This is a genomic window from Martelella sp. AD-3 (assembly GCF_001578105.1).
In the GTDB taxonomy this organism is placed as follows: Bacteria; Pseudomonadota; Alphaproteobacteria; order Rhizobiales; family Rhizobiaceae; genus Martelella.
In genome coordinates this window covers 3768352-3793383 of sequence record NZ_CP014275.1, presented here as the reverse complement: position 1 = coordinate 3793383, position 25032 = coordinate 3768352, and the positions used below count along the sequence as shown (strand labels likewise).

General features: G+C 62.9%; 20 protein-coding genes. 9 read left to right on the top strand and 11 right to left on the bottom strand.

The features are described 5' to 3' along the window. The first annotated feature begins 45 nt into the window (after positions 1–45). From AZF01_RS17515 to AZF01_RS17505, 3 genes are read left to right on the top strand one after another with little or no spacing between them, the layout of a single operon-like run. Positions 46–2235, top strand: coding sequence for an acetate--CoA ligase family protein (locus AZF01_RS17515; RefSeq protein ID WP_024706409.1), 2190 nt, complete (start codon positions 46–48; stop codon positions 2233–2235). After that, positions 2232–3389, top strand: coding sequence for an acyl-CoA dehydrogenase family protein (locus AZF01_RS17510; RefSeq protein WP_024706408.1), 1158 nt, complete (start codon positions 2232–2234; stop codon positions 3387–3389). Before AZF01_RS17515 ends, AZF01_RS17510 begins: the two co-directional genes overlap by 4 nt. A 12-nt stretch (positions 3390–3401) precedes the next feature. Continuing rightward, positions 3402–4487 carry an acyl-CoA dehydrogenase family protein gene (locus tag AZF01_RS17505; RefSeq protein WP_061449805.1) on the top strand — a complete coding sequence of 362 codons (1086 nt, stop codon included), beginning with the start codon at positions 3402–3404 and terminating at the stop codon, positions 4485–4487. A gap of 70 nt (positions 4488–4557) precedes the next feature. Here the strand turns inward: AZF01_RS17505 and AZF01_RS17500 are convergent, their stop codons facing one another. From AZF01_RS17500 to AZF01_RS17490, 3 genes are read right to left on the bottom strand one after another with little or no spacing between them, the layout of a single operon-like run. Beyond that, positions 4558–5319, bottom strand: a complete 762-nt coding sequence (locus AZF01_RS17500) for an SDR family NAD(P)-dependent oxidoreductase (protein ID WP_024706483.1) — start codon at positions 5317–5319, stop codon at positions 4558–4560. After that, entirely contained in the window at positions 5316–6266 is a 951-nt protein-coding gene (locus AZF01_RS17495; protein WP_197489616.1) for a 3-hydroxyacyl-CoA dehydrogenase family protein, read from the bottom strand. Before AZF01_RS17495 ends, AZF01_RS17500 begins: the two co-directional genes overlap by 4 nt. A 31-nt stretch (positions 6267–6297) precedes the next feature. Continuing rightward, positions 6298–7305 (bottom strand): LacI family DNA-binding transcriptional regulator, encoded by a 1008-nt coding sequence (locus AZF01_RS17490; RefSeq protein ID WP_036235824.1) that lies wholly within the window; start codon positions 7303–7305, stop codon positions 6298–6300. A gap of 203 nt (positions 7306–7508) precedes the next feature. Between AZF01_RS17490 and AZF01_RS17485 the strand changes: the two genes are divergently transcribed. Next, the gene (locus AZF01_RS17485; protein WP_036235830.1) at positions 7509–9203 is read left to right on the top strand and encodes a thiamine pyrophosphate-binding protein; all 1695 of its coding nucleotides are present in this window, start codon (positions 7509–7511) and stop codon (positions 9201–9203) included. Positions 9204–9366: 163 nt separating this feature from the next. Further along, positions 9367–10152 (top strand): IclR family transcriptional regulator, encoded by a 786-nt coding sequence (locus AZF01_RS17480; RefSeq protein ID WP_036235825.1) that lies wholly within the window; start codon positions 9367–9369, stop codon positions 10150–10152. A 33-nt stretch (positions 10153–10185) separates the two neighbouring features. On the opposite strand, the gene AZF01_RS24090 is transcribed toward AZF01_RS17480, so the two are convergent. Next, positions 10186–10488 (bottom strand): hypothetical protein, encoded by a 303-nt coding sequence (locus AZF01_RS24090; protein WP_152534436.1) that lies wholly within the window; start codon positions 10486–10488, stop codon positions 10186–10188. 99 nt (positions 10489–10587) lie between these two features. Between AZF01_RS24090 and AZF01_RS17475 the strand changes: the two genes are divergently transcribed. From AZF01_RS17475 to AZF01_RS17465, 3 genes are all read left to right on the top strand, one after another. Beyond that, entirely contained in the window at positions 10588–11625 is a 1038-nt protein-coding gene (locus AZF01_RS17475; RefSeq protein WP_024706478.1) for a TRAP transporter substrate-binding protein, read from the top strand. A 159-nt stretch (positions 11626–11784) separates the two neighbouring features. Further along, a complete protein-coding gene (locus AZF01_RS17470; RefSeq protein ID WP_152534435.1) occupies positions 11785–12300 on the top strand; it encodes a TRAP transporter small permease in 516 nt (171 codons plus the stop codon). Between the two features lie 3 nt (positions 12301–12303). Continuing rightward, entirely contained in the window at positions 12304–13590 is a 1287-nt protein-coding gene (locus tag AZF01_RS17465; protein ID WP_024706476.1) for a TRAP transporter large permease, read from the top strand. Between the two features lie 178 nt (positions 13591–13768). Here AZF01_RS17465 and AZF01_RS17460 read toward each other — a convergent pair whose 3' ends face one another. Then, positions 13769–14704 (bottom strand): IS110 family transposase, encoded by a 936-nt coding sequence (locus AZF01_RS17460; RefSeq protein WP_081725874.1) that lies wholly within the window; start codon positions 14702–14704, stop codon positions 13769–13771. Positions 14705–15169: 465 nt separating this feature from the next. Here AZF01_RS17460 and AZF01_RS17455 point away from each other — a divergent pair, with 465 nt between their 5' ends. Further along, on the top strand, positions 15170–17062 hold the full coding sequence (locus tag AZF01_RS17455) for a PhoX family phosphatase (protein WP_024706875.1): 1893 nt from the start codon (positions 15170–15172) through the stop codon (positions 17060–17062). 181 nt (positions 17063–17243) lie between these two features. On the opposite strand, the gene AZF01_RS17450 is transcribed toward AZF01_RS17455, so the two are convergent. From AZF01_RS17450 to AZF01_RS17425, 6 genes are all read right to left on the bottom strand, one after another. After that, positions 17244–18341: an ABC transporter ATP-binding protein gene (locus AZF01_RS17450; RefSeq protein WP_152534455.1), complete on the bottom strand. Its 1098-nt coding sequence runs from the start codon at positions 18339–18341 to the stop codon at positions 17244–17246. Positions 18342–18343: 2 nt separating this feature from the next. Then, entirely contained in the window at positions 18344–20272 is a 1929-nt protein-coding gene (locus tag AZF01_RS17445) for a glycoside hydrolase family 127 protein (protein WP_024706873.1), read from the bottom strand. A 22-nt stretch (positions 20273–20294) separates the two neighbouring features. Next, entirely contained in the window at positions 20295–21188 is an 894-nt protein-coding gene (locus AZF01_RS17440; protein ID WP_036236134.1) for a carbohydrate ABC transporter permease, read from the bottom strand. Further along, positions 21188–22114: a carbohydrate ABC transporter permease gene (locus tag AZF01_RS17435; protein ID WP_024706871.1), complete on the bottom strand. Its 927-nt coding sequence runs from the start codon at positions 22112–22114 to the stop codon at positions 21188–21190. The genes AZF01_RS17440 and AZF01_RS17435 overlap by 1 nt, the downstream gene beginning before the upstream one ends. A gap of 78 nt (positions 22115–22192) precedes the next feature. Further along, entirely contained in the window at positions 22193–23446 is a 1254-nt protein-coding gene (locus tag AZF01_RS17430; protein WP_152534454.1) for a sugar ABC transporter substrate-binding protein, read from the bottom strand. A gap of 141 nt (positions 23447–23587) precedes the next feature. Beyond that, on the bottom strand, positions 23588–24634 hold the full coding sequence (locus tag AZF01_RS17425; protein ID WP_024706869.1) for a LacI family DNA-binding transcriptional regulator: 1047 nt from the start codon (positions 24632–24634) through the stop codon (positions 23588–23590). Between the last annotated feature and the right edge of the window lie 398 nt (positions 24635–25032).

The window sequence follows — 25032 nt, the reverse complement described above, 5'->3', positions numbered from 1 at the left end:
GCGTTTCGGGAATAGTCCGGCCGGGGAGACCAAGGGAGGAATGGTATGTTTAACAATGCTGCGTCCGGTTCGGAGGCCGGTCAGGAGGCCGCGGCAGGCGAGGGCATCTTCGCTCAGCTCTCGGGGCTGATGAACCCGAAAAGCGTCGCCGTTGTCGGCGCGAGCAACAGGAGTGACGGCTGGAGCGGCATGGCGGTCCCGGTGCTGCGCCGGCTCGGCTTTGCGGGGCGCATCTTCCCGGTCAATCCCAAATATGACACGCTGAACGATCTCAAATGCTATCCGTCCGTCTCGGCCATCCCCGAGCCTGTCGATGCCGTCCTCATCTTCGTGCCGCAGAAGCTGCTGCCGGCCATTCTGGAGGATTGCGGCAGGAAGGGCGTGCGCGGCGCCGTCATTCTCGCATCGGGCTTTTCGGAGACCGGCGAGGAGGGGCGCGCCATGGAAGAGACCCTGCGCGAGATCGCCAACCGCAACCGTATCGCCATCTGCGGGCCGAACTGCCTTGGCCTTGCCAATCTCGAAAGCGGCTTCATGGGGCTGACGGCGGCGACCTTTCCCGAGGATATGTCAGCCGGCCGCACGGCGCTGATTTCCCAGAGCGGTCAGCTTTTGATGGTGCTTCTGGCGCGCGCCCATGACCAGGGCGTGCGCATGCGCTATCTCGTCTCCACCGGCAATGAGCTCAATGTCGAGGCGACGGACTATGCGAGCTGGGCGCTCGATGATCCGGAAATTGCCTCGGTCTGCATGACTCTCGAAGGGTTGCGCACGCCATCGCGTTTTCTAGAGCTGGCAAGGAAGGCGCAAGCCGTCGACAAGCCGCTGATCGTGCTGAAGCTTGGCCGCAGCAAGCGCGCCGCGCGCACGGCCCTTGCCCATACCGGCAAGATGGCCGGCGCGTTTCGCACCTATGAGGCCGTGTTTCGCCAGAACAATGTCGTTTCCGTCGATGACCCGATGGAACTGGCGGAGGCGGCGGCGCTCTTCGAAAAATGCCCGCCGCCGCGCGGCGAGCGCATCGCCGTGGTGACCTTTTCCGGCGGCTGGAGCGGGGTCATGGCGGACCAGTGCGAGGCGCTCGACCTGCCGATGGCGGATTTTACCGAAAAGACCGTCGAGGGCCTGCGCCCGCTTCTCGATTTCACCCCGCCGGTCAATCCGCTTGACCTCTCGGGCAATGTCAACAATCACCCCGAACGCTGGGGCCAGAGCCTGAAGATCGCCCTCGAGGATGAGAATACGGATATTCTCGTCGTGTTTATCCATCAGGTGCGAGAGAACTGGCGCGGCCGGTTGATCGGCCCGGTGCTGGAACTGAGCGAGACGGCGGAGAAGCCGGTCATCGTCGTCTATGACGGCGGCAAGGTGGTGGAAGCGGGCTACGAACAGCTTGCCCGCGACGGAAGGCTGCCGATCTATCGCGGCAGCCAGCCAATGCTGAAGGCGCTGAAACGGTTTGTCGATTATCACAAGCGCGCGAAACGCCCGGCAGATGAAGGCGTGGGACCGCAAATTCCTGCGGATGCAGGCGCGCGCGTCGACGCCTTGCTTGCCGGCGGCGGGCGGACGATGGCCGAGGATGTCGCCAAGCAGGCGCTTCTTGCCTACGGCCTGCCGATGGTCGGCGACATCCTGGCGGGGAGCGAGGCGGAAGCGCTGCGCGCCGCCGAGGCGATCGGCTATCCGGTCGTGCTCAAGGGGCTGGCCGACGGCATGGAACACAAGAGCGATGCCGGGCTGGTGCACCTGAAGCTCGGCGATGGTGATGCCGTGCGCCGTGCCTATGCCGACCTTGCCGAAAAGCTTGCCGGCCACACGCTGAACGGCAAGCCGGCCCCATGCCTGGTGCAGAAAATGATCGGCGGCGGCGTCGAGGTTATTCTCGGCATGCAGAACGATCCCGATTTCGGGCCCATGATCCTCGTCGGCGTCGGCGGGGTGATGACCGAACTGCTGAACGATGTGGCGCTGCGCCGCGCCCCGCTTGCCCGCGCTGACGTTGCCGAGATGATCGACGAAACCCGTCTTGGCCGGCTGCTTGCCGGTTATCGCGGGTCCCCTGTAGCCGATCGCGCGGCGCTGGAGGACGCGATCATGCGGCTTTCCGCCCTGTCTGTCGCCCACCAGGACGCCATTGAAAGCATCGATATCAACCCGGTTCTCGTCCTGCCCGAAGGCGAGGGCTGCGTTGCCGTCGATGCGCTGATTGTCAAACCGGAGGATGAGGCGTGACCGATCTTCTCAACGCACCCGAGGACAGCGCGTTTCGCGCCGAGATCCGCGCTTTCGTCGCGGCCGAACTCGATCCCTCGACCAAGGCCAAGGTATCGCGCGGCAGCCCGCTTGCGCGCGAGGATTTCGTGCGCTGGCACGAGAGCATGCACCGCAAGGGCTGGGTGGCTCCGGGTTGGCCGGCAGAACATGGCGGTCCCGGCTGGACGGCGCGGCAGCGGCTGATTGCCGATGAAGAGATGTTCCGGCTTAACACGCCGCCGCTGCCGGGTTTCGGGCTGAAGATGATCGGCCCGATCCTGATCCGCTTCGGCAGCGCCGAGCAGCAGCAGCGTTTCCTGCCCCGCATCCTGTCGTGCGAGGACTGGTGGTGTCAGGGCTTCAGCGAGCCGGGGGCCGGTTCCGATCTCGCCTCGCTGCGCACCCGCGCCGTCAGGACTGACGGCGGCTGGCTGGTTTCCGGCTCCAAGACGTGGACGACCTATGCGCAATATGCCAACTGGATCTTCTGCCTCGTGCGCACCGATCCCGAGGTCAAGAAGCAGCAGGGCATTTCGATGATGCTGATCGACATGGCGGCAACCGGCGTATCGCGTCGCCCGATCAGACTGATGGACGGGACCGAAGAGGTCAACGAAATCTTCCTCGACAATGTCTTCGTGCCCGACGATCTGGTCGTCGGCGAGATCAACAAGGGCTGGACCTATGCCAAGGCGTTGCTTGAGCACGAACGGCTGGGCATCGGCGGCGTCGGGCGTTCGAAACATCTTCTTTCGCGCGTGCGGGAGATGGCAGACGCTGTCGGCCTCAGCGACGATCCGGAGATTTCCGCAAGGCTTGCCTCCTTCGAGATCGATATCATGGCGATCGAGGCCACCACGCTGCGCCTTCTGGCCGCTGCCGAGGCGGGCCGCACGCTGGGCGCGGAAACCTCGCTTCTGAAGGTGAGGGGAACCGAAGTGCAGCAGGGGTTGACCGAACTGATGCTGGATATCGCCGGCCCCGCCGCACTGCCGGAAAGCGCTGGCGACTGTGCCGACGCCCTGTTCGCCAATGTCGCCTATCAGTTCCTGAACTGGCGAAAACTGTCGATCTATGGCGGCAGCAACGAAATTCAGCGCAGCATCCTGGCTGACCAGGTCCTGGGACTTTGAGGGAGATGCCGCATGATACGTTTTGAACTTCCGACGGAAGAGGCGCTGCTGCTGAAGGATACGGCGGAGCGCTTCGTTGCCGACAATTACGCGCTGGAGCAGAGGGCAAAGGCCCTTTCGGCCGCGCCGGGCGATGTGCCGCGGCACTGGGCCGAAATGGCCGAGCTCGGCTGGCTCGCGGCCTGCGTGCCGGAGGAAGCCGGCGGCCTGGGCCTGACGCCGGCGCAGATCGTGCCGATGATGGAGGTGCTGGGCGCAGGCCTGGTCCTGGAGCCCGTCGGCGCCGTCAGCCTCGGCTGCGCCGCCATGCTGGCCCGCGCGCTTTCGCCCGGTGACGCGGCCGAAAGACTTGCGCCGCTTCTTGCCGGCGAGACGATCGAGGTCGTCGTCGCGGGGCGGGATGGCGCACCGGTTCCGGCACGGCGGGAGGGCGATCGCCTTGTCCTTTCCGGCACTTCTCCCGCCGTGATCGGAGCCGCCGCCGCAGACGCCTTCTGGGTCGTTGCGGAACTGGACGGATCGCGCCTTCTGGCGCGCGTTGCTGCCGCAGACGTGGCGGTGACGCCATGCCGGCTTGTCGATGGCCAGGCCGCCGCGCAGGTGTTTCTTGACGATGTGACGCTGCCGGCGGCCGAGGCGATCTCCGGCTGCGACGCGGCATTGGAGTTTGGCGCCGATCTTGCGCTTTTAGGTGTGCTTGCCGAAACCTCAGGCGTGATCGACGCCCTGCACACGGCAACGCTGGACTATGTCCAGATGCGCGAGCAGTTCGGTCGCCCGATCGGCAAGTTCCAGGTGGTGCAGCACAAGATGGCCGACATGTTCATCGCCTGCGAGGAGGCCCGCTCCATGGTTCTGCTGGCCGCCGAGGCGATGGAAAGCGAAGACGCCGCGTTCCGCGCCAGACTGGTCTCGGCCGCGCGGGTGAAGATTTCGGATGCGGCCCGCGCGGTGCTCCGCGATGCCGTCCAGCTTCACGGCGGCATGGGCGTTTCCGACGAGCTTGCCGTCGGCCACATGGTCAAGCGCCTTCTGGTCCTCACCCAGACCGGCGGAAGCAGGGCGGCGCATCTCAAGCGCTTTGCCAAGGCGGCCTAATCATTTGTCCTCGGTATAAGCGGTTGCGGCGCGTTCCGCGGTCAGGCGATATCGCCTGACCGCGTTTTCGCTACAGCGTCATGCCGCCATCGACCACCAGAACATGACCGGTCACCATGCTGGCCCCGGCGCAGAGATAGAGTACGGCTTCGGCGATATCTTCCGGCTCCGAGCGGCGCTTCAAGACGGCGAGATCGCGGGCCCATTGCTTGCGCTCCTCCGGCCAGTCGTCGGTCCAGGGGGTGCGGGTCTGGCCGGGGGCGACCGCGTTGACCCGCACCTCCGGCGCAAGGCCGCGCGCAAGGCTCCGGGTCAGGCTGACCAGTCCGGACTTGCTGGCGGCATAGGCGATGGAACTGCCCTGCTGGCCGATGCCGGCGATCGACGCCATGTTGACGATCGCGCCGCGGCTCTGCTTCAGAGCGGGCGCGGCGGCATGGGCGCAGCGGAACGGGCCGATCAGGTTTGTGCCGAGCAAGAGCTGCCAGAAATCCTCCGTCATCCTGTCCAGATCGGAGGGCGGAATCTTGTCCCTGGTGCCGGATGTGCCGGCATTGTTGACGAGATAGTCGAGCCCGCCCATGGTCTCAATGGCGGTTTCGACCATGGCTTCGGCATTGCCGGGGATCGAGATATTGCCGGGCGCCGCGACCACGTCCAGCCCCTGCGCCTGCAACTCGGCGACCTTCTCCGGGCCCGCCGGGTCACCTTCCAGATGGTTGATTGCAACCTTTGCGCCCATTTCGGCCAGCATCGTCACCGTTGCCAGCCCGATGCCCGAGGCGCCGCCCGTCACCAGCGCGCGTTTTCCCTTGAGATCGGCCTTGATCATTCCTGTCCTCCCGTGATCCCTGAAATCATTGCCTTCAGCCGCAGCAAGCCGAGATCGCGCCTTCGCAGCAGTTCTTCCACCGGTTCTTCGCCATAGTCGTAGAAACCCTTGCCGGTGCGCACGCCGGTTCGTCCCTCTTCGATGAGGCGGGCGAGGGAGGGGCTGTGTCCGGTGTTTTCCGGCGGCTGATAGGTGCGCGCGGCAAGCCCGTTGCGGATCATTTCAAGCCCGGTGTAATCCATCTTGCGCATATGGCCGAGCAGGGCCAGGCGATCGACCAGTCCGTGCCGGATCGAAAAGTCGATATCGGCAGCACTCGCCCACCCCTCATCGATCATGCGCAGGCATTCCAGATTGAGCGCCGCCTGCAGCCGGTTGGCGATGTAGCCGGGCACCAGCCGGTCAAACACCAGCGGCGCCTTGCCGAAACCCGCGTAGAGCGCGCGCAATGCCTCGATTATCCGAGGGGCGGTCGACGGACCCGGCGCGATATCCACCAGATCGACGATATAGGGCGGCGAATACCAGTGCGCGATTGCCGCGTTTTCCTGCCGTGATGACGGGATCAGGGGAAAGATATCGAGATAGGAGGTATTGGAGGCGATGATGGCCGAAGCCGGGGCGAAGCGGTCGATCTCCCCGAAAACGGCGCGTTTGACCTCGGCCTTTTCCACTACGGCCTCGACGATCAGATCGGCATTCGCGACAGCTTGTTCGATCGCGTCTGCGCGGAGCACGCGGTTGCGCGCAGCCTCGGCCACGTACGTCGATATCGTGCCGGCCTCGCAAAGCGTGTCGCTGGCCGTGGCGATCAGGGCAGGCGCCCCTGCCAGCACTTCGGCAGAGGCATCATGCAGCATCACCCGGCATCCGCCCAGCGTATGCACCAGCGCCAGCGCATGGCCCATGGTGCCGGCGCCGATCACGGCAACTTTTTCTATCGACATCGGGCCTCCCCTCCCTTTTCTCCAACCTTCGTCAGGTCGTGGCGCGCACGATCAGTTCCACGCCGAGGTCGAGGTTCTCCCGCTCCGCGTCGTCATGTCCGATCCGGTCCAGAAGATGCTCCGCCACGGCCTTGCCGATCTTTTCATGCGGTGGGCGGATTGTCGTCAGCGGCGGGTTGGTGCAGGCCGCGATATCGAGATCGCCATAGCCCAGAACGGCCATATCCTCGGGGATGCGAAGCCCCAGGCGCGCCGCCTCGAACATCGCGCCGACGGCGAGCATGTCGCCGGAGAAGGCGATTGCCCGGGTGTCGGGCTGCCGTTCGAGAGCCTGCCTGAGCGCGATGCCGCCTTCGGCGATATCGCGACCGGCCGCGGTGATGACCAGGGGGCTGTGTCTGCCATCTTCGGCGAACCGCGTTGTAAATCCTTCGGCACGCGCTGCCGCGCGAGGATCGCTGGAAAGGATCGCGCCGACATAGGCGACCTTTTCAAATCCGCGTTCGGCGAAATGGCGCCCTGCCAGTTGCCCTGCCCTGCGGTTGGAAAAGCCGATCGCGCTGTCGATCGGGCGCTCGTCATGATCCCACATTTCCACCACGGGGCAGGCCGCCCCGGTCAGCATGGCGACGGTGCCGCGCGTGTGGTCGCGGCCGGTGACCACGAGCGCCGCCGGATTCCAGCTGGCAAAGGCGGCAACGATCCGTTCCTCGCGCTCGATGTCATAGTCATGCTGGCCGATCATCATCTGATAGCCGGCCTCCTCGAGAATGGCCGACATCCGGTCGAGCGTTGCGGCGAAGAACGCGTTGGTCAGGCTCGGTACGATCACGCCGATCAGCGGCGAGCTTGTGCCGGCCAGGCTGCCGGCAATCCTGTTCGGGGCATAGCCCAGACGTTCCGTCGCCTCGCGAACCAGCGCGAGACGTTTTTTCGAGACGGTTTCGGGCGCCTTGAGCGCGCGCGATACGGTGGCAAGCGAGACGCCGGCGACCCGCGCGACCTCTTCCATCCTCACCCGCCTGCCGGCGAGTTGCATATCGTCCTTTCGCGGCACGACTTGGTACTTTCGGTTCGTTTCAGTTCGTCAGCGACGATATTAGCGGCGTCGCTATCAATTGCAAACGAATTCATTTTAAACTTATTGTCTGTCATATGTGTCAAACTAGTATTGATTTATAATAAATAATATGGAATCACTCATTTTTGAAAGCGCTTTCAAAAATGGAGGAAATAAGCGATATGTCGGAAAACGGTCAGGCCGCCATGAACGGCGCGCGCTACATCGCGGAATCCTTCGGGGCGCTCGGCGTCACCCACGTCTTCTTCATGGATGCGATCCTCCGCCCGACGCTGGTCGAGATGGAGGAGCTCGGCATCAAGCGCATTCTGGCGCATTCGGAAAAATCCGCCGTCTATATGGCCGATGGCTATGCGCGGGCGAGCAACCGCGTCGGGGTCTGCATGGCGCAATCGGTGGGCGCGGCGAACCTGGCCGCGGGTCTTCAGGACGCCTATCTGCACCGTGCGCCCGTGGTGGCGCTCACCGGACGCAAGGAGCCGATGCTGCGCTACCGCAACGCCTATCAGGAAGTGCCGCATGCGCCGTTGTTCCAGTCCGTTACCAAGGCCAGCATGGATGTGACCGAGGCGCGCGAGCTGCCGCATCTCCTGCCGCAGGCCTTTCGCATGGCAACGGACGGTTCGCCGCGACCCGTCCATCTGGACCTGAACGGGCTTGGCGGGGAAATTATCGAAAAGGGCATGGTGCCGTCGCCCGTTCTGCCCGACCCGGCGCTTGGCCGGCTGCCCGCGCATCGCCCGGTCGCATCGAGAGCGATGATCGAAGCGGCGGCGGCGCGGCTTGCAAAGGCCGAGCGGCCGGTGATGGTGGTCGGCGCCGGGGCGATCCAGGTCGAGGCCCATGCCGAAATCCGCGCCTTCGCCGAAGCCTGCAATATTCCGGTGGCGACCTCGCTTGGCGGACGCACCATCGTGCCGACGACGCATCCGCTGCATATCGGCACGGTCGGCACCTATTCCGCGCCGCCGGGAAACCGGCTCGTGCATGAGGCCGACCTCGTGATCTATATCGGCTGCCATGCCGGGGACCAGCCGACCAATAATTACACCGTGCCGGCTCAGGGGACGGCGATCATCCAGATCGATCTCGATGGCCAGGAAATCGGCCGCAACTATGCCGGCGTCACGGCGGTCTGGGGCTGCCCGCGCCAGGCGGTAATAGACATTGCCGCCGCAGTGACCCCGCGGGCGGCGTGGGCGGATTTCGCCGCGCATGCGATGGCGGAAATCGCCGAATGGCGGCGCGGCATGGAGCCCGCGATCCGTTCGGACGCGGCGCCGCTCAGGGTGGAGCGGCTCTGCCACGAGATTTCGGAAGCCCTGCCGGAAAATGCCATTCTTGTGGCCGATACCGGCTATTCGGGCATCTGGACCGCGACGATGGTTGACCTGCCGCATGCCGGTCAAAGCTATTTGAGGGCGGCCGGTTCGCTCGGCTGGGCCTTTCCCGCAGCCCTTGGCGCGCAATGCGGCGCTCCGGACAGGCCGGTCGTCTGCTTTTCGGGCGACGGCGCGTTCTACTATCACCTGAGCGAGCTCGAAACCCAGCGGCGCTGGAACATTCCGGTCGTCACCGTGATCAACAACAATTCCGGTTTCGGGCAGGGCACGCCGAAGGTTGCCTCGTTTTACGACGGACGTTCCGGCTCGCCCGAAGAGATCAACCGGTTCGGTCCGACGGATTTCTGTGCGCTCGCCAAGACTTTCGGGGTCGACGGTTATCGCGTGGAGCGGGCCGAGGATCTCGGGCCTGTTCTGAAAGCCGCGATCGCGGCCCGCAGGCCCGCGCTTGTGGACGTCGTGACCGACATCCATCCGCGCGCGCCTGAAGCCTGGTCGCCGAGTGCAGGCTGAGGTGGGGATGCCGCAGGTGGAGGTAGACAGGACCCCGCCGCGCTGCGCGGTGGCGCAATCGGTCCCGTTTTTGCGACGTTTGCATTTGGACTTTCTTCTGGTTATGTCTCACTTTCCGAGCCTCTCCGGGATGGAAACTGCCGTGGTCAGAAGAAGACAAGCATTGCCTGCCTCCAGCGGCACAAAAGACTACAGGATCAATTCCGGCCTTGCGCGCGGGCTGGCGGTTCTCAGGGCATTCGGCCCTGACAACAGGCCGATCGGCAACGCCGAGATCGCCGCGCGGGTCGGCCTGTCAAAGGCAACCGTCTCGCGTCTGACGTTTACGCTCACGGAGCTTGGCTATCTCAATTATGATGAGGAAGTCGGGCGTTACTCTCTGGGACCGGCCGTTCTCACGCTCGGTTATGACGTCATGGCGCAGATGGAGATTCGCGATATTGCGCGGCCCTACATGCAGTCGCTTGCCGAATATGCCAATGCCAGCGTCTATCTTGGCACGGTCGACGGCAATGAGATCATCTATATCGAAGCCTGCCGCACGAAGGCTTCAATGGCGATCCGCCTAGGAGTCGGCTCCCGCATTCCCATGATCTGCACCGGCATGGGCAGGGCCTTTCTCGCGGCTCTGCCGGAAAAGGAACGGGAGGCGCAGATGCGTGCGGTCTCGGGAGATTACGGCGATAACTGGCCGGCGGTGGAAGCCAAGGCGCGGGCGCAGATCGCCTTTGCGCAGGAGAACGGCTTTGCGCTGAGTGATGGCGACTGGATCGTCGAGGCGAACTCGGCCGGCGCCGTTGTGCGGCGGGCGGATGGATATCCGGTCTACGGGATCAATGTCGGCGGCTTGCGTTCAATCGTCACCACTGAACGGCTGGTGCGCGATCTTGCGCCGCGGCTTCTGGACGTGGCCCGCGAAATAGAGCACGTCGCCCGCGGAATTCTCTGAAACGCTCGTTTACCAGAGCGTCGGCCGCAAGGCTCATTGCAAGCTCTTCGAAGAACAACGCGAAATCACAATCCCGTTGGGGATGCGCTCGTCGCGCCCCTGCGCGGCGATAGCGCTATCCTCGGCGTTGACGCCAATGCCGGCAGGCTTCCGGCCAGCAGGTTGACGAATGTGCATCTGCCGAGCGTGATGCATGCGGCCGAGATGATCGATCCCTCCGATGCCGACGGCTGCCGAACTCAAAAAAGCGACAAAAAAACGGGAATCGCGGCGTTCCGGACCATTTAAACGGGTAAGTCCTGTCGACATTTCCGCATTTTTGAAATAGAATTTCAAAAGTGGCCGTTGTCCCAGGCCACGGGTGGCAGATCGGCGTGGTGGGAGAGCCTGGTCGATCGCTTCCCAGGAGGAGGAAAACGGGGCTGGGAGGAATTTATGAAGAAATTTGCAGCTTTCGCTTTCGGTCTCTCGATGGCGGTCACCACTCTTGCCGGCGCGGCGAGCGCCGAGCCGATCGTCATCAAGATCGGGCATGGCTCGGAGGGGGACCTGCACCTGCCGGGCGCCGGTCGCACGGCCTGTGTTGCGGCGATGAAGGACTATCTCAACGTTGCTTCCGATGGGCAGCTCGACCTTGAGGCCTATCCCGACAGTTCGCTCGGCGATGCGCGTTCGATGATCGAGTCGGCACAGACCGGCGTGATTCAGATGGCCGGCGTTTATACGTCGATCATGGTTCCCTTCATGCCGGAAATCGCAATCACCCAGATCCCCTATGTGTTTCCCGACAGTCTCACGGCCTGGCAGGTGATGGAAGGTCCGCTTGGGGATGCGCTCGCCGAGGGTTTCCTGGAGAAGACCGGTCTTCGGGTTCTGGCCTGGCCGGAAGGGGCGGGTTTCCGCAACATCTATTCCGAGAAACCGATTCACAGCGTCGCCGACATGAAGGGCATGAAGATGCGGGTCCCCGAAAACCCGGGACTTCTGGCCATGTTCCGCGCCTGGGACGCCAATACGGTGACGATCGGCTGGAGCGAGCTCTATACCGCGCTGCAGTCGGGCATGGCGGAAGGGCACGATACCGAGCTTTATTCGATGTATGCCTCGAAGCTCTATGAGGTGAACCCCTATGTCGCCATGACCCGGCACAGCTACAACCTTCATCCGATCCTGATCAACGAGGCGTTTTTCCAGTCGCTGTCGCCGGAAAACCAGACCCTGATGCTGAGAGCCGGCGATCTCTGCTCGCGCATGGGCAATGCCCAGTCCTATCTCAGCTCGCTGGTGATCCAGGAAGCGATGGAGGCCGAGGGCGCGGTGTTCTATTACCCGACCGCCGCCGAGCTTGCGGAATTCCGCGAACTCGCGCAGCAGCCTTACATCGATATGGTCCTGCGCAAGATGGGCGATGACGGGCAGGAATGGGTCGACCGCATCTTTGCCGCGACCAAGGAAGCTGAAAGCCAGCGCTGAGTTTGCCGGCTAGGGCAGGACTTGCGACGCCGCGACGACAACGATCAGGACCACCTGACCGATAGCGGCGTCGCCGTCCCTGCGCGCGGATTGCGGGAGCGGGCCTGAGTGGGGCTGCCGCAATCCGCGCGCGGCTCCGGCGGCAAGGGGATCTACTCAATGAAAAAGCTTCTCATCGGATATCAGATCGCCGTCGATGGTCTCGAAAAGGTCTGCATGGCCGTTGCGGTCGTGCTGACCGGATTGTTGTTCGTGATCACGGCCTACGAGATCATTGCCAACCAGCTTGTCGGAAACTCGCCGGTCTGGGTGGAAGAGGTCAGCAACCTGTTCTTCGCCTGGGCGGTTTTCATCGGCGCCGGCGTGATCGCGCGGCATGGCGGGCATATCGGCGTTGAAATCCTCTACGAGATGGTCGGACCTGTCCTGCAGACTGTCTTAAGGGTTGCATATGCCGTCCTGACGCTCGTCGTCGTCTTTGTCATGGTCTATTTCGGCTGGAAGATGGCGCTGTTCGTGGGTCAGTACCAGACCTCGCTCTATCTCGATATCTCGCTTTTCTACTTTTACCTCTCGGTTCCCGTCGGCGGCCTGCTGCTGGGGCTTTTCAGTGTCGCCGCCGCGCTTCCCGATCCGCGCGAGAAGGCAGATCTCACGCAAACCGCCGGAGTTTGACCCTTGATTGCTATCATTTTTGGCAGTTTCATCCCGATGCTTCTGCTCGGGGTCCCGATCGCGCTCTGTCTCGTGCTGATGACGATCTTCGTCTATGTCGATATCGGCGATCCGCGTCTGTTCCTGCAGATCCCGCAACGCATGTTCACCAGCACCGAGAACATGCTGCTGCTGGCGATTCCCTTCTTCATCATGGCAGGCGAGATCATGAACCGGGCCGGGATCACCGACCGGCTGATGACGCTGTCGTCATCGCTGGTGGGCTGGATTCGCGGCGGCCTGGCCCACACCAATATCGTCTCCAGCATGTTCTTTGCGGGAATTACGGGGTCTGCGGTCTCCGACACCGTCGCCGTCGGCAGCATCATGGTGCCGGCGATGAAGAAGAACGGCTATGGCGAGGACTACAGCGCCGCCGTGACGGCGGCCAGCTCCGTCATCGGCCCGATCATCCCTCCGAGCATTCCGATGCTGATCTATGCCTCGGTGATGAACGTGTCGATTGCCGGCCTGTTTCTCGGCGGCATGGTGCCCGGTATCCTGGTGGCGCTGGCGCTGATGGTGACGGCCTATATCGTCGCAGTGCGCAAGGGGTATGGCGAGCGCGCGCCATTCGTCGGCGTGGTCCAGTTGATCCTCGCCTTCGTGCGGGGCGCTCCAGCCCTGCTCCTGCCGGTGATCATCATGGGCGGCATTCTCGGCGGCTTCTTCAGCCCGACACAGGCATCCGCCGTGGCGGTCATGTATGGTCTGGCGGTCGGCTTCCTGTTTTACCGCAAGCTCAAGCTGTCGGATCTGGTGCCGATCCTGTCCCATACCGCCAAGGCCACGGCGATGATCATGTTCCTGATGGCCTGCGCCAAGACCTTCAGCTGGCTGGTGACCTATTTCAATCTGGTCGAGCATGTGACGATCGCCTTCGTGTCGCTGACGGAGAACAAGCTGGTCTTCCTGCTGCTGGTCAATGTCATCTATCTGGTCATCGGCATGTTCCTGGACATGGGCTTCGCGATCATTGTCCTGGGACCGCTGCTGGCGCCGATCGCCTACACGTATGGAGTCGATCCGATCCATTTCGGCCTGATCACCTGCACCAATCTGACGATAGGATTGGCAACGCCGCCCTTCGGCCTTGTGCTGTTTGCCGCCTGCGGGGTGTCAAAGGTCAGCCTGTCACGCATAAGTCGGGCCATCCTGCCGTTCATCGCCGCCGAACTCGTGGTCCTGCTGCTGATCACCTACCTGCCGGCGCTGACCATGTATTTCCCGCGCCTGTTTGGATATGCCTAGAGCGCCGTGCGTCCATTCGGACGCACAAAGGACGCTCTAACCTATTTTATCTACGCATCGTGCTTTCCGAAAATCGATTCCGATTTTCGGGCCGATGCGCTAGCGTTTCCAGGAAAAGTGGAGACCGGTTTTCCGTCCGGACGCGCGTAAAGACAAAAGGTTAGAGTATCCGTTTTGCTCAAGCCCTCATTTGCGCCCATTTTCTGTCGTCGCGGATGAGTGCGTTTGCCAGTTCGATAAGCTTTCGCATGATTGCTGTCAGGGCGACTTTGGCGGGTTTTCCGGCGCCTTTCAGCGCCTCGTATTTTGCCCTCATCTGCGTGTTGAAGCGCATGGCGACGAGGGCGGGCATATAGAGGGCGTCGCGCAGGAACTTTCGTCCACCCTGAATGAAGGCCTTGCCGCGCCATTGGCCCGATTGTCGGGTCATGGGCGCCAAACCCGCAAGGCTGGCGATCTGCTTTCGGCCAAGCATGCCGATCTCGGGGCATTCGATCAGGATCGTTGACGCCGTCACCGGACCGATGCCGGGGATGGAGGTGAGGATGTCGCGCTTTCTCGCCTTGCCGTCATCCGCGCGCAGGCGCGTTTCGATCTCGTCCTGGATTGCCGCGAGCTGGCGCTCGATCTGGGCGATGCGCGCCTTTGAGTGCCGCTTCGTCAGGGAAAGCGTTTGCGTCTTGATGCGGTTGAGCAGCCGTGTGCGGTCCCTGACGAGAGCGGTGCGCTCGATCTGCAACTCCTTGAGTTCATGATCGGTTTCCTCCACTGGCGGGTCTGGCTGAAGGTCAAATGCATCCCCCATCAGCGCCAGCATGCGCGCATCGACGCGATCGGTCTTGGCGCGGCTGCCGCGTGCCTGGGCAAACCGTCGCGCCTGCAGCGGGTTGACCTTGACGAGCGGAAGATCAGAAGCGAGCGCGCATTCAAAGGCGCCGTGATAAGGACCGGTAGCCTCATAGACAATCCGGCTGATCGGGCTATCGCCAAGCCATCGCCGCAGGTCGTCAAAGCCTGCCTGTGTGTTGGCGAAAGCCCGATGCGCCCTGTCACTCAGGCGAAAGGCGTCGAGACGGCCTTTTGAAATATCGATACCGATGCTATCATTCATCATCTTCGCGTGTCCTATGCTTGTCATGCAGAGCCCAAAAGCTGCTGCGTATCCGTTCAGGCCTTGAGCGAAGACGGTGGCCGATCACACTCTAACACGGTCCATGTTCCTTGCGGTTCATGACCAACCCCCTACCGATCCGACCACCGCCACTGACCGCCGCGTGGAAGGCGGCTGTCAGTGGCTCTTCTTCGCAGAAAAGCCGGGAAAAATCATAAGACAAGCGCCCCTTGCGTGCCCGAAGGGAGGTGTCGCCGGGCGGATCTCCAAACGATCAGGAAAGCTGACAATGATCGCGGTCGATTTCTGCCGGAGGGCGCGGCGTCCAATCTGCCGCTGTCCTGAAAGCTTGTCTCAGGTTTGAATATTCCGCACTCGGGCGCGGCGTGGCCGTGCGCTTTCATGCCGCCGTCAAGAAAGCCCTGTAGGGTCGATCTCGTAATGGTATTAAATTACGAGGGATCTTTCATGACCAAAATACCGCCAATCAGGATGCCCGCCGATGCGTGGGACGAACTCAATTTTCCCCGGCCCGAAGAGAGCGATTTCGACCGCGTGGTCGAACGCGCGATCTCGCGCCGCGGCTTTCTCGGAGGCGTCGTCGCCTTCGGCTCGGGCGCCGTTGCCATGAGCGCCGGCCTGCTGCCGGGCGGAGCGGCGGAAGCGGCAGCGCCGCAGTCGCGCTTTCCGTTCACGCCGATCGCCGCCCAGACCGATTACGCCTTCCACGTGCCGGAGAACTACAATGCCAGGGTCCTGGTGAGCTGGGGCGATCCGCTTTATGACGGCGTGGCCGAATTCAACCACGAGACCGGCGGCTCGGTCGAGGAATCCGACAAGGTCTTCGGTGAAAACACCGATGGCATGGAAACCTTCGAGATCGGGGGTCACCAGATTCTCGCGGTCAACAACGAATATGTGAACAGCGACATCAACCTGCCGCATACCGAAGACGGCGTGCCGCAGAGCGCGGCCGATGTGCTGAAGCTGCAGAACCTGCAGGGCGTGACCGTGGTCGAGATCAAGGAAGGCGCTGACGGCTGGTCCGTGGTGCGTTCCAGCCCGTTCAACCGCCGCCTGCACCACAATGCGCCGATGGCGATTTCGGGTCCGGCCGCCGGTCACCCGCTGCTGCAGACCGAAGCGGACCCGGATGGTCGCGCCGTGCTCGGCACGATGGGCAATTGCGGCGCCGGCAAGACGCCCTGGGGCACCTATCTGACCTGTGAGGAAAACTTCAACGGCTATTTCGGCGCCACCGAAGAGACGAGCTACAGCGACGAGGTCGCTGCCGGCTACAAGCGCTATGGCATGGCCGCCGAAAGCCAGTATGGCTACGAAAAGTTCGATCCACGCTTCGACACCTCGAAGAACCCCAACGAGCCGCACCGCTTCGGCTGGGTGGTCGAGATCGACCCGACCGATCCTGACAGCACGCCGGTCAAGCGCACCGGGCTCGGCCGCTTCAAGCATGAAAACGCCGAGGTGACCCTCGCCCCGGATGGCCGCGTCGTGGTCTATCTCGGCGATGACGAGCGCGGCGAATTCCTGTACCGCTTCGTCTCGACCAATCCCTATGTCGCCGGCGGCGATACCGACGGTCTGCTCGATGACGGCACGCTCTATGTCGCCAAATTCAACGACGACCAGACCGGCGAATGGCTGGCGCTGACGCCGGAAACCACCGGCATGGACGAAGCCGACATCCTGATCTTCGCCCGCATGGCCGGGTCAAAGGTCGGCGCCACGACGATGGACCGTCCCGAATGGGTCGCCGTCAATCCTTATGCTGTGGAAGCCTATTGCTGTCTCACCAACAACAAGAACCGCGGCGTCAAGGCCAATGCCGGCGGCGACGCGACGCCTGTCGGCGGGCCCAACCCGCGCGAGGCCAATGAATACGGCCAGATCGTGCGCTGGTATCCCGACGGCGACGACCACGCTTCCGACACGTTCCGCTGGGACCTGTTCGTCATGGCCGGCAATCCGGAGGTCCATTCGGACGCCTATGCCGGTTCGTCCAACATCAACAGCGGCAATCTGTTCAACTCGCCCGACGGCATGGCCTTCGACACGAGCGGCCTCGTCTGGATCCAGACCGACGGCGAGGACAGCAATGAGGGCGATTTCGCCGGCATGGGCAACAACCAGCAGCTCGCAGGCGATCCGGCAACGGGCGAGATCGTCCGCTTCCTGACAGGCCCGCGCGGCGGCGAAATCACCGGCCTTTGCTGGTCGGCCGACCGGCGCACCATGTTCGTCGGCGTCCAGCATCCGGGCGGCTCCTGGCCGGCGGAAGAGGGCCTGCCGCGCTCGTCGATCATGGCGATCAAGCGCGACGACAACGGCCTGGTTGGCTGACGATGCGGCGGTCGTAACCATGAAAAGGCATGGCGCGCGAAGCGCCATGCCGGTTCTCTCGCCGACTTGGTCCTTCCCCTTCCTCGATGCGGTATCGATGGCAGACCCGCTTCCGCCGGCGTTGACCGGACATCGCGTCGGTCTTCCGCGGAAGGTCCCCGGCCATTGTCCCGGCGGTTCGTTACCTTATCCGATCCTCGTCCTCCGCAAACACATAGACGCGCTCGGCTTCGACGTCGAGCGTGAGCCTCGTGCCGGCCTTCGCAATCGCGCTCCGCTCGACTTCCACCGTGCAGACTGTGTCGCCAATGGTGCCATAGAGATAGCTCGAGCCGCCGAGAAACTCCGCGAAATCGACCGTGAACGGCAGGCCTTCTTCGCTGTCGTCTCGTGGCTTCCAGTGTTCAGGCCGGATGCCGACCGAGACACGGGTTCCGTCCTCTGGCTTTGCCTCGAGTTTCGGGCAGGGCAGGGCGCCGCCGGCGATTTCGATGCGGTCGCCCTTGATGACGCCGGTGAGGAAGTTCATTTTCGGCGAGCCGATGAAGCCGCCGACGAACATGTTGTCAGGGTCGTCATAAAGCGTTGCCGGTGACCCGACCTGCTCGATATAGCCGCCGCGCAGAACGACGATCTTGTCGGCAAGCGTCATCGCCTCGGTCTGGTCGTGGGTCACGTAGATCATTGTGTTGCCGAGCTCGCGGTGCAGCCGGGCGATCTCTATGCGCATGCCGACCCTCAGCTCGGCATCGAGATTGGAAAGCGGCTCGTCGAACAGGAAGATTTCCGGGTCGCGCACGATCGCCCGGCCGATGGCGACGCGCTGGCGCTGGCCGCCGGAGAGCTGGCCGGGCCTTCGGTCGAGATAGTCGGTCAGCTTCAGGATATCGGCCGCCTGGCGCACCTTGGCCTCGACCTCCGCCTTCGGGCGTCCGGCGACCTTGAGGCCGAATCCCATATTCTGCTCCACGCTCATATGCGGATAGAGCGCATAGGTCTGGAACACCATGGCAATGCCGCGGTCGGACGGGTCCTCGTCGGTCACATCCGTGCCTGCAATCAGAACGTCGCCGCTGGTCACCTCCTCAAGGCCGGCGATCAGCCTGAGCAGCGTGGACTTTCCGCAGCCTGACGGTCCAACGAAAACGACGAATTCGCCGCCCTCGATCTCCAGGTCGACATCATGGATCACCTGCACCGCGCCGAAGGCCTTGGAGACCCGCCGAAGCGACAGGCCCGATGGGTTGCGATCCGGGGTGAGCAACTCTGCCTGGCTCATTGTCATGCCTCCCTGCGCAGCCAGACCAGCATTTGGCCCGGGGCGCGGTTGTCCCAGAGATAATAGGGTATGGCTTTCAAACTAGCGGATGTCCGTTCCGGCGGTGTGGTGGAGTAAAGCGCACCGGTCGGCTGGCTTTCGACAAGAGCCTCGATGCTGAGTGCGACCGTATCGCCAAGCCCTTCGGCCTGATCAAGGGTCACGGGTGCGCCGTCCTTCACCACATAAGCATTGAGCGGCGCCGCATTGTCGGTTTCCTCGACACAGTAGACGAGAGGGCCGCGCAGCAGCGCGGTGCGGCCCTGATCGGGCGCGACCTTCGGATGGGCATAGAGCATTTCCGGTTCCATCTGAAGATCGAGCTTGACCGTATCACCCGCCTTCCACTGACGCCGGATGCGAAGATAGCCCTTTTCCGGGGTTGCATCGGAGGCTTCACCGTTGATCGTCAGCGAAAAGCCCCTGGCCCACTGCGGAACGCGCAGCGACAGAGTAAACTCGGCGGGCGTTTCCGGCGTGAGCGTAACCGTGATCTGGCCATCCTTCGGATAGGCCGTTTCCTGCTTCACGCCGACCTTTGTTCCCGCGACTTCGATTTCGGCTGCATTCTCGCAATAGAGGTGCAGCGCCAGCTCATCCTCGGCCACGCCATAGAAATAGGTGCCGATCGAGGCCACCAGCCGGGAAATGTTCGGCGGGCAGCACGGGCAGCGGTGCCAGCGCCAGCGGTGGTGATTGCCATAGCTTTCCAGCGGATTGTCGTAAAAGAAACGCGTGCCGTCCTGCGACAAACCGGAAAGCGCGCCGTTGTAGAGCGCCCGCTCCATCACATCGGCAAAACGTGCGTCGGGCGCGCGGCCCAGCATGCGGCTTGCCCAGAACACCAGCGCGACGGCGGCGCAGGTCTCCGCATAGGCCGTTTCGTTCGGAAGGTCATAGTCGAAGGTCAGACCCTCATTGTCCTTGGACGGGCCGAAGCCGCCGGTGACATAGAGGTTCCGGTCGGTCAGGTGCGACCATAGCGCCTCAAGGGCCGGGTCAAGGCTGTCGTCCGAAAACTCGGTGGCGACGTCGGCCATTCCCGCATAAAGATAGGCCGCCCTGACCGCGTGACCGACGACTTCTCGCTGTTCACGCACAGGCTTGTGAGCCTGGCAGTATTCGAGTGTGGTGAAGTGGAAATCCTCCGGCTTCTCGCCGCGCGCAATCGCTTCCTGATCGAAATATTTCGGCTCCCTGCCGCGCTCGTCGACGAAGAACTTCGCCAGATCAAGGTAGCGCTGTTCGCCGGTGACGCGACCGAGCTTGACCAGCGCCAGTTCAAGTTCCGGATGACCGGGATAGCCGTGCTTTTTGTCGGCGTCAGGGCCGAAGGTTGCATCGATGCAGTCGGCATAGCGGCACATGATGTCGAGGAATTTGCGTTTGCCGGTCGCGTGGTAATAGGCGACCGCGCCCTCGATCAGGTGCCCGGCATTGTAGAGTTCGTGGCGGTCGCGCAGATTGGTCCAGCGCTGGCCCGGCTGGATGCGCTGATACCAGGAATTGAGATAGCCATCCTCGGCCTGCAATCTGCCATACGCATCGATGACGTCATCGACGCGCGCTTCAAGCTCTTCATCGCGCTTGCGGTTTAGCGCATAGGCCGCCGTCTCGATGCTCTTGCCGAAATCGGAATCCCAGAACATCTGCGTGGTGACGGTGTTGCCGTGGTCGAAGGGGATGACGATGCCGGGATTGGGCAGGTCCGGATCGACCTGTTCCAGCATGCGCGCCTCGATACAGCGGTCGAACAGCAGCTTGGCGGTCGTGGTCGCGACCACGTCTACGCGCGGGCCGAAAAAGCCGCCGACCTCGACCTGATTGACGGATAACGGGCGGAATTTCGACTTCGGCTGAAGGGCATCGCCAGCGTTGAGAGGCTTGTTCATCTTGGTGTCCTTTCAAAAGGGCTTATTTCACCGCTCCGGCCGTGAGGCCGCGAATGTAGGAGCGCTGGAGAAGGAGGAAGAGGATCATGCAGGGGATCATCATCAGCGTGACGCCGGCCTGCACGGCACCCCAGTCGACCGAGCCGTAGCGGCCATAGCGCACGGCGGTCATCAGGACGGGGAGCGTGAACTTCGACTGGTCTGTCAGAAGCACCAGGGCGGCGAGAAACTCGTTCCAGGCATTGAGGAAGGCAAACAGGCCGACGGTGACCACGCCGGGCAGGACCAGCGGGCCCATCACCTGCACCAGCATGCGCACGCCCTTGACCCCGTCCATGCGGGCAGCCTCCTCGATCTCCTTCGGAACCGCGTCGAAAGCGTTGCGCATCATGAAGACGGAGAAGGGAAGCTGCAGCGTCGAATAGATGAAGACGAGCCCGATGAGCGTGTTCTGAAGCCCCATCTTGGCCAGAAGCAGGAACAGCGGCGTCAGGATCGACTGAAACGGGATCATCATCGTCGACAGGATGAGGACGAAGGCAAAGCCTTTGAACGGGAAGCGGTAGCGCGAGAAACCGTAACCGGCGAGGATTGCCACGACGATGGTAAGCGCCGAGGTGCCGACGGCGACAAACAGCGAATTGCCCGAATAGTGCAGAACCGACTGGCCGAAATTTTCAAGCCGTTCATAGCTTGAGATGCTGAAGCCTTCGGTTGGCCATGGCGGCAGGGGCGGCTGGGTGGATTCCGCCGGCGTGCGGAAGCTTGCCAGCACCACCCAGACCAGCGGCGCGAGAAAGAGCGTCGCGACCAGCGTCGCCGTTACGTGAAAGAGAAGGCGATGATAGCGGAAGCGGCCGCGGCGGGTGGCCGGCGCTGCTGCGCTCTGTGCAAGGGATGAAACGGCGGTCGACATCATTTGTCCTTTCGATCGCTGAGCAAGGTTAGCTGCAGCACGCTGAGGACGAGCAGGATGACGAGCAGCACCATCGACAGCGCCGCGCCGTAACCCAGGCGGAAGGAGACGAAGCTTTCGTTGAAGATCTTGTAGACGGCGGTCACCGTCTTGTTCTGCGGGCCGCCGCTCAGGATGATATAGAACTGGTCGAAAGCGAGCATCGAACCTGAAACGCAGAGGATCAGCGCCAACGCGAAGGGTTTGCGGATCAGCGGCATGGTGATGTAGCGGAAGCGCTGCAGCCATTTGGCGCCGTCAATGCGCGCGGCTTCCTGATAGTCCGCCGGGATCGACTGCAGCCCGCTCATCAGGATGACCATGAAGAAGCCGGCCATTTTCCAGACCACCATGACGATCACCGACCAGAAGGCCGGCGTGAAATTGGCGAGGATATTCACCCGGCCCTCCGTCAGGCCGAGGTCCTGCGCCAGCGGCGAGAACAGGCCGGTATCGACATTTGAAAGCCAGACCCACAGAAGCGCTGCGGAGGCAAAGCCCGTGACCACCGGCAGGAAATAGATTGTCCGGTAGGCGGAAACCGCGCGTCCCTGGCCCTGCACGATCAGCGCCAGCGCCATGGCGAAGCCCAAAAGCGCAATGGTGACGACGACCGTGTACTGGACTGTGAACCAGAGCGACGACCAGAAACTCTTGTCGAACAGCAGTCGCTCGTAATTGTCGAGGCCGATAAAGCGCGGCAGGCCCATCAACGGCCATTTGTGAAGCGACATCCACACCGTCATGCCGAGCGGAACGATGAAGAAGACGGTGACGAGCGCCAGCGCGGGCAGAACATGAATCAGGCCGGTCCACTGTGAATGCCGTCGCCGCCGGCGCTTTTTCGGCACGGGCGCTCCCGCGCCTGCCGTCATCTGGTCAGACATGGCGAAAGTCCTTTCGCATCAAAAGGGTGGCCGCCGGCCATTGAGTGCCGGCGGTTGTTCTTTCAGGAAAAGGGCCGCTCAGCGCGATGCGTCGATGATCGACTGCATCTCGTCCTGGGCTTCTTCCATGGCCTCATCCACCTCTGCCGCGCTGTCGGCGTAGAAGGCGCGGTTCAGCATGGTGACCCAGGGGCCGTTCAGCGAATTGATCAGATCGTTGAAGACCGGGCTGTAGGGCGTCTTGCCCTTGGCCATGGCCTCGGCCGCGATCATGTAGCGGGCGTCGAGACCTTCCAGTGCCTGTTCGGCGACATCGTCACGCACCGGCAGCGAACCGTTCTGCGCGAGGATCTTCTGGCCTTCCGGCGAATAGGCGAATTCGATGAAGGCCTGGATCGCCGGCATCTTGCTGTCCTCGGTCTTCGCCGAGACAACGATATTGTCGCCGCCGGCGAAAGACGACCAGCCGCCGTCCTTGCCCGGCAGATAGGTCACGCCGTATTCAAGGTCCGGATACTGGTTGTTGAGCGCGCCGATCGCGAAAGAGCCGGACGGCGTGATGCCGATATTGCCGCCGGCAAAGGCCGCGAAGAAGTTCGAGCCGGAGTCCGTCTGCGAACCCGCCGGTACCAGTCCGTCCTCGACCATGCCGCGGTAGAACTCGATCGCATCCTTCATCTGCGGCGTTGTCACGGTCGCCTTCGCGCCTTCATCCTCGAACAGCGCGCCGCCGGATGCCCAGACGAGCGGCATGAAGGTGAAGATATTGCAGCCGCCGCAATTGCCGGAGAAATAGAAGCCGTACGTGTCATCGCCGAGAGCCGCGACCGCTTCCGCATCCTCGCGGATCTCCGCCCAGTTCGTCGGCGCCTTGTCGGGGTCGAGGCCCGCTTCCTCAAACAGGTTCTTGTTCCAGACCAGCACGGAGGCGTCGGCCGAGAACGGCATGCCGTAGATCCTGCCGTCATAGGCGCCGACCGAAAGATGCGCCTTCGACAGATTGTCGTAATAGGGCAGCGACTTGGCGAATTCCGTCAGTTCCTTGAGCTGGCCGGCCTGGGCAAAGGACGGCGTATAGATCAGGTCAAGCGAAAGCGCGTCCGGCTCCGATCCGCCGGCAGCGGCGATGGCGTATTTCTGGACCAGTTCGTTCACCGGCACGATCTGCAGTTCGGCCTTGTCCTCGTTCTTGGCATTGAACGCGTCGACCAGTTTGGGCATGAATTCCGAGCCGTCGGAGCGAACCCAGAGCGAGAATGTTTCCGCCTGGGCCAGACCCGGCAGAGCGATGGCGGCAATGGCGGCGCCGCCTAGAAGAGCCTTCAGTTTCATGTCACTTACCTCCCGTTTGATATCCTATGACAGCCCGGATTGGGCTGAGCTAACGTTTGCGCAGCATGCGCGATCTCCTCCCCTGGAACCGGCCCTTCAGCCGGTCTGTCTTGTTGGCGGGGCGGGGTCCCGGCGCAGTCCTCAGTCCGGTCTTGCGCCGCAGGATTGTCTGACGACGAGCCTGCAGGGCGTTTCGCGCACGCCCGGCTCGACCTCCTTGCCGTCAATCATGTCGAGAAGCGCAAGACCCGCGCTTCTCCCGAGGCCCGGAAGGCCCATATCCACCGTGGTCAACGGCGGTCGCGTCGCCTTGGCAAAGACTTCCCAATTGTCGAAGCCGACAATCGCGATGTCGTCCGGCACGCGAATACCCATCAATGCGAAGGCGTCGATCACGCCGCGGGCGATCTGGTCGTTGCCGCAGAAGATCGCATCCGGACGCTCTCCGGCCTCGATCAGCGCATGCGCTGTGTCGTAGCCGTGCGCTTCCGTCCAGGCCGAGAAGATCGCCTTTCCGAAGGGGGCGAGCCCGGCCTCTTCCAGGGCGGCGCGCCACCCGGCTTCGCGCAGATGCGCGGCCTTGAAGTCCAGCGGCCCGGTGATATGCGCGATCTTCCGGCGTCCGAGACCGATCAGGTGCCGCACCGCATCCTGCGCCGCGTTGGTGTCGTTGGGCACGAAGCTGACCGCTCCCTCCGGCGCGGCGGCATAGACATAAACGACCGGCATGCCGAGCGGCGGCAGGTCGATCGGCAGGCCGCGATCAATGCGCTTGCCGGTTATCACCAGCCCGTCGACCCGCTTCTCTTCCATGGCGCCGAGATTGAGTTTCAGGCTTTCGGGCTCGTATTTTCCGGCGCTGAGAAAAACCGAAACCCCGCGGTCTGCCATGGCGGCGGAAAGGCCGGCGGCCACCGGCAATGTGAAGCGTCCGTACGTGTCGTTCGTCAGAAGGCCGAGCGTGAAGGAGCGCTGCTGGACGAGGCCGCGGGCGATCGAGTTCGGCCTGTAGTCAAGCTCTGCGGCGGCGGAGCGCACGCGTGCGCGGGTTTCGTCCGACATGCGGCCCGTGCCGTTGAGTGCGCGCGAGGCGGTCGTCACGCTGACATTGGACTTCGCCGCGACATCACGGATCGTGGCGCGCTGGTAAGCGCTTGCCGATTGCAGCTTCGAGACCCTGTCCGCCACGGTTCGTCCTCCCTGAGGCAAACAATTAAATACCATGAGCAAGCGTTATCTCACCATTGGTTTATCGTTTGCGCAATCAAATTTGCACAGACATTGGAGACTGTCAAGCGAGGAATGCCGGCATCCGCAAACCGGCGTTCCGGGCAAGACCGCTTCGAGCCGCGAGGTGTCGAAACGGTTTTGCCGCGCGGCGGCAGACCGGGAGGTCATCGTTTCGCCTCTTGACAGCGCGCGCCGTTTGCTTTGCTATGATGTCAGACCAATTTAACAACCAATAATAGGGGAACGCCGAAAGGCTTCTTGGGGAAACCGGTCTGAAACGGGGCTTGCTCCGTCTGGCGCCGCGCAGGGCATTGCCGTTGCGGGAGCGGTTTCCTGTGCCTTCCCGGCAAGATGGC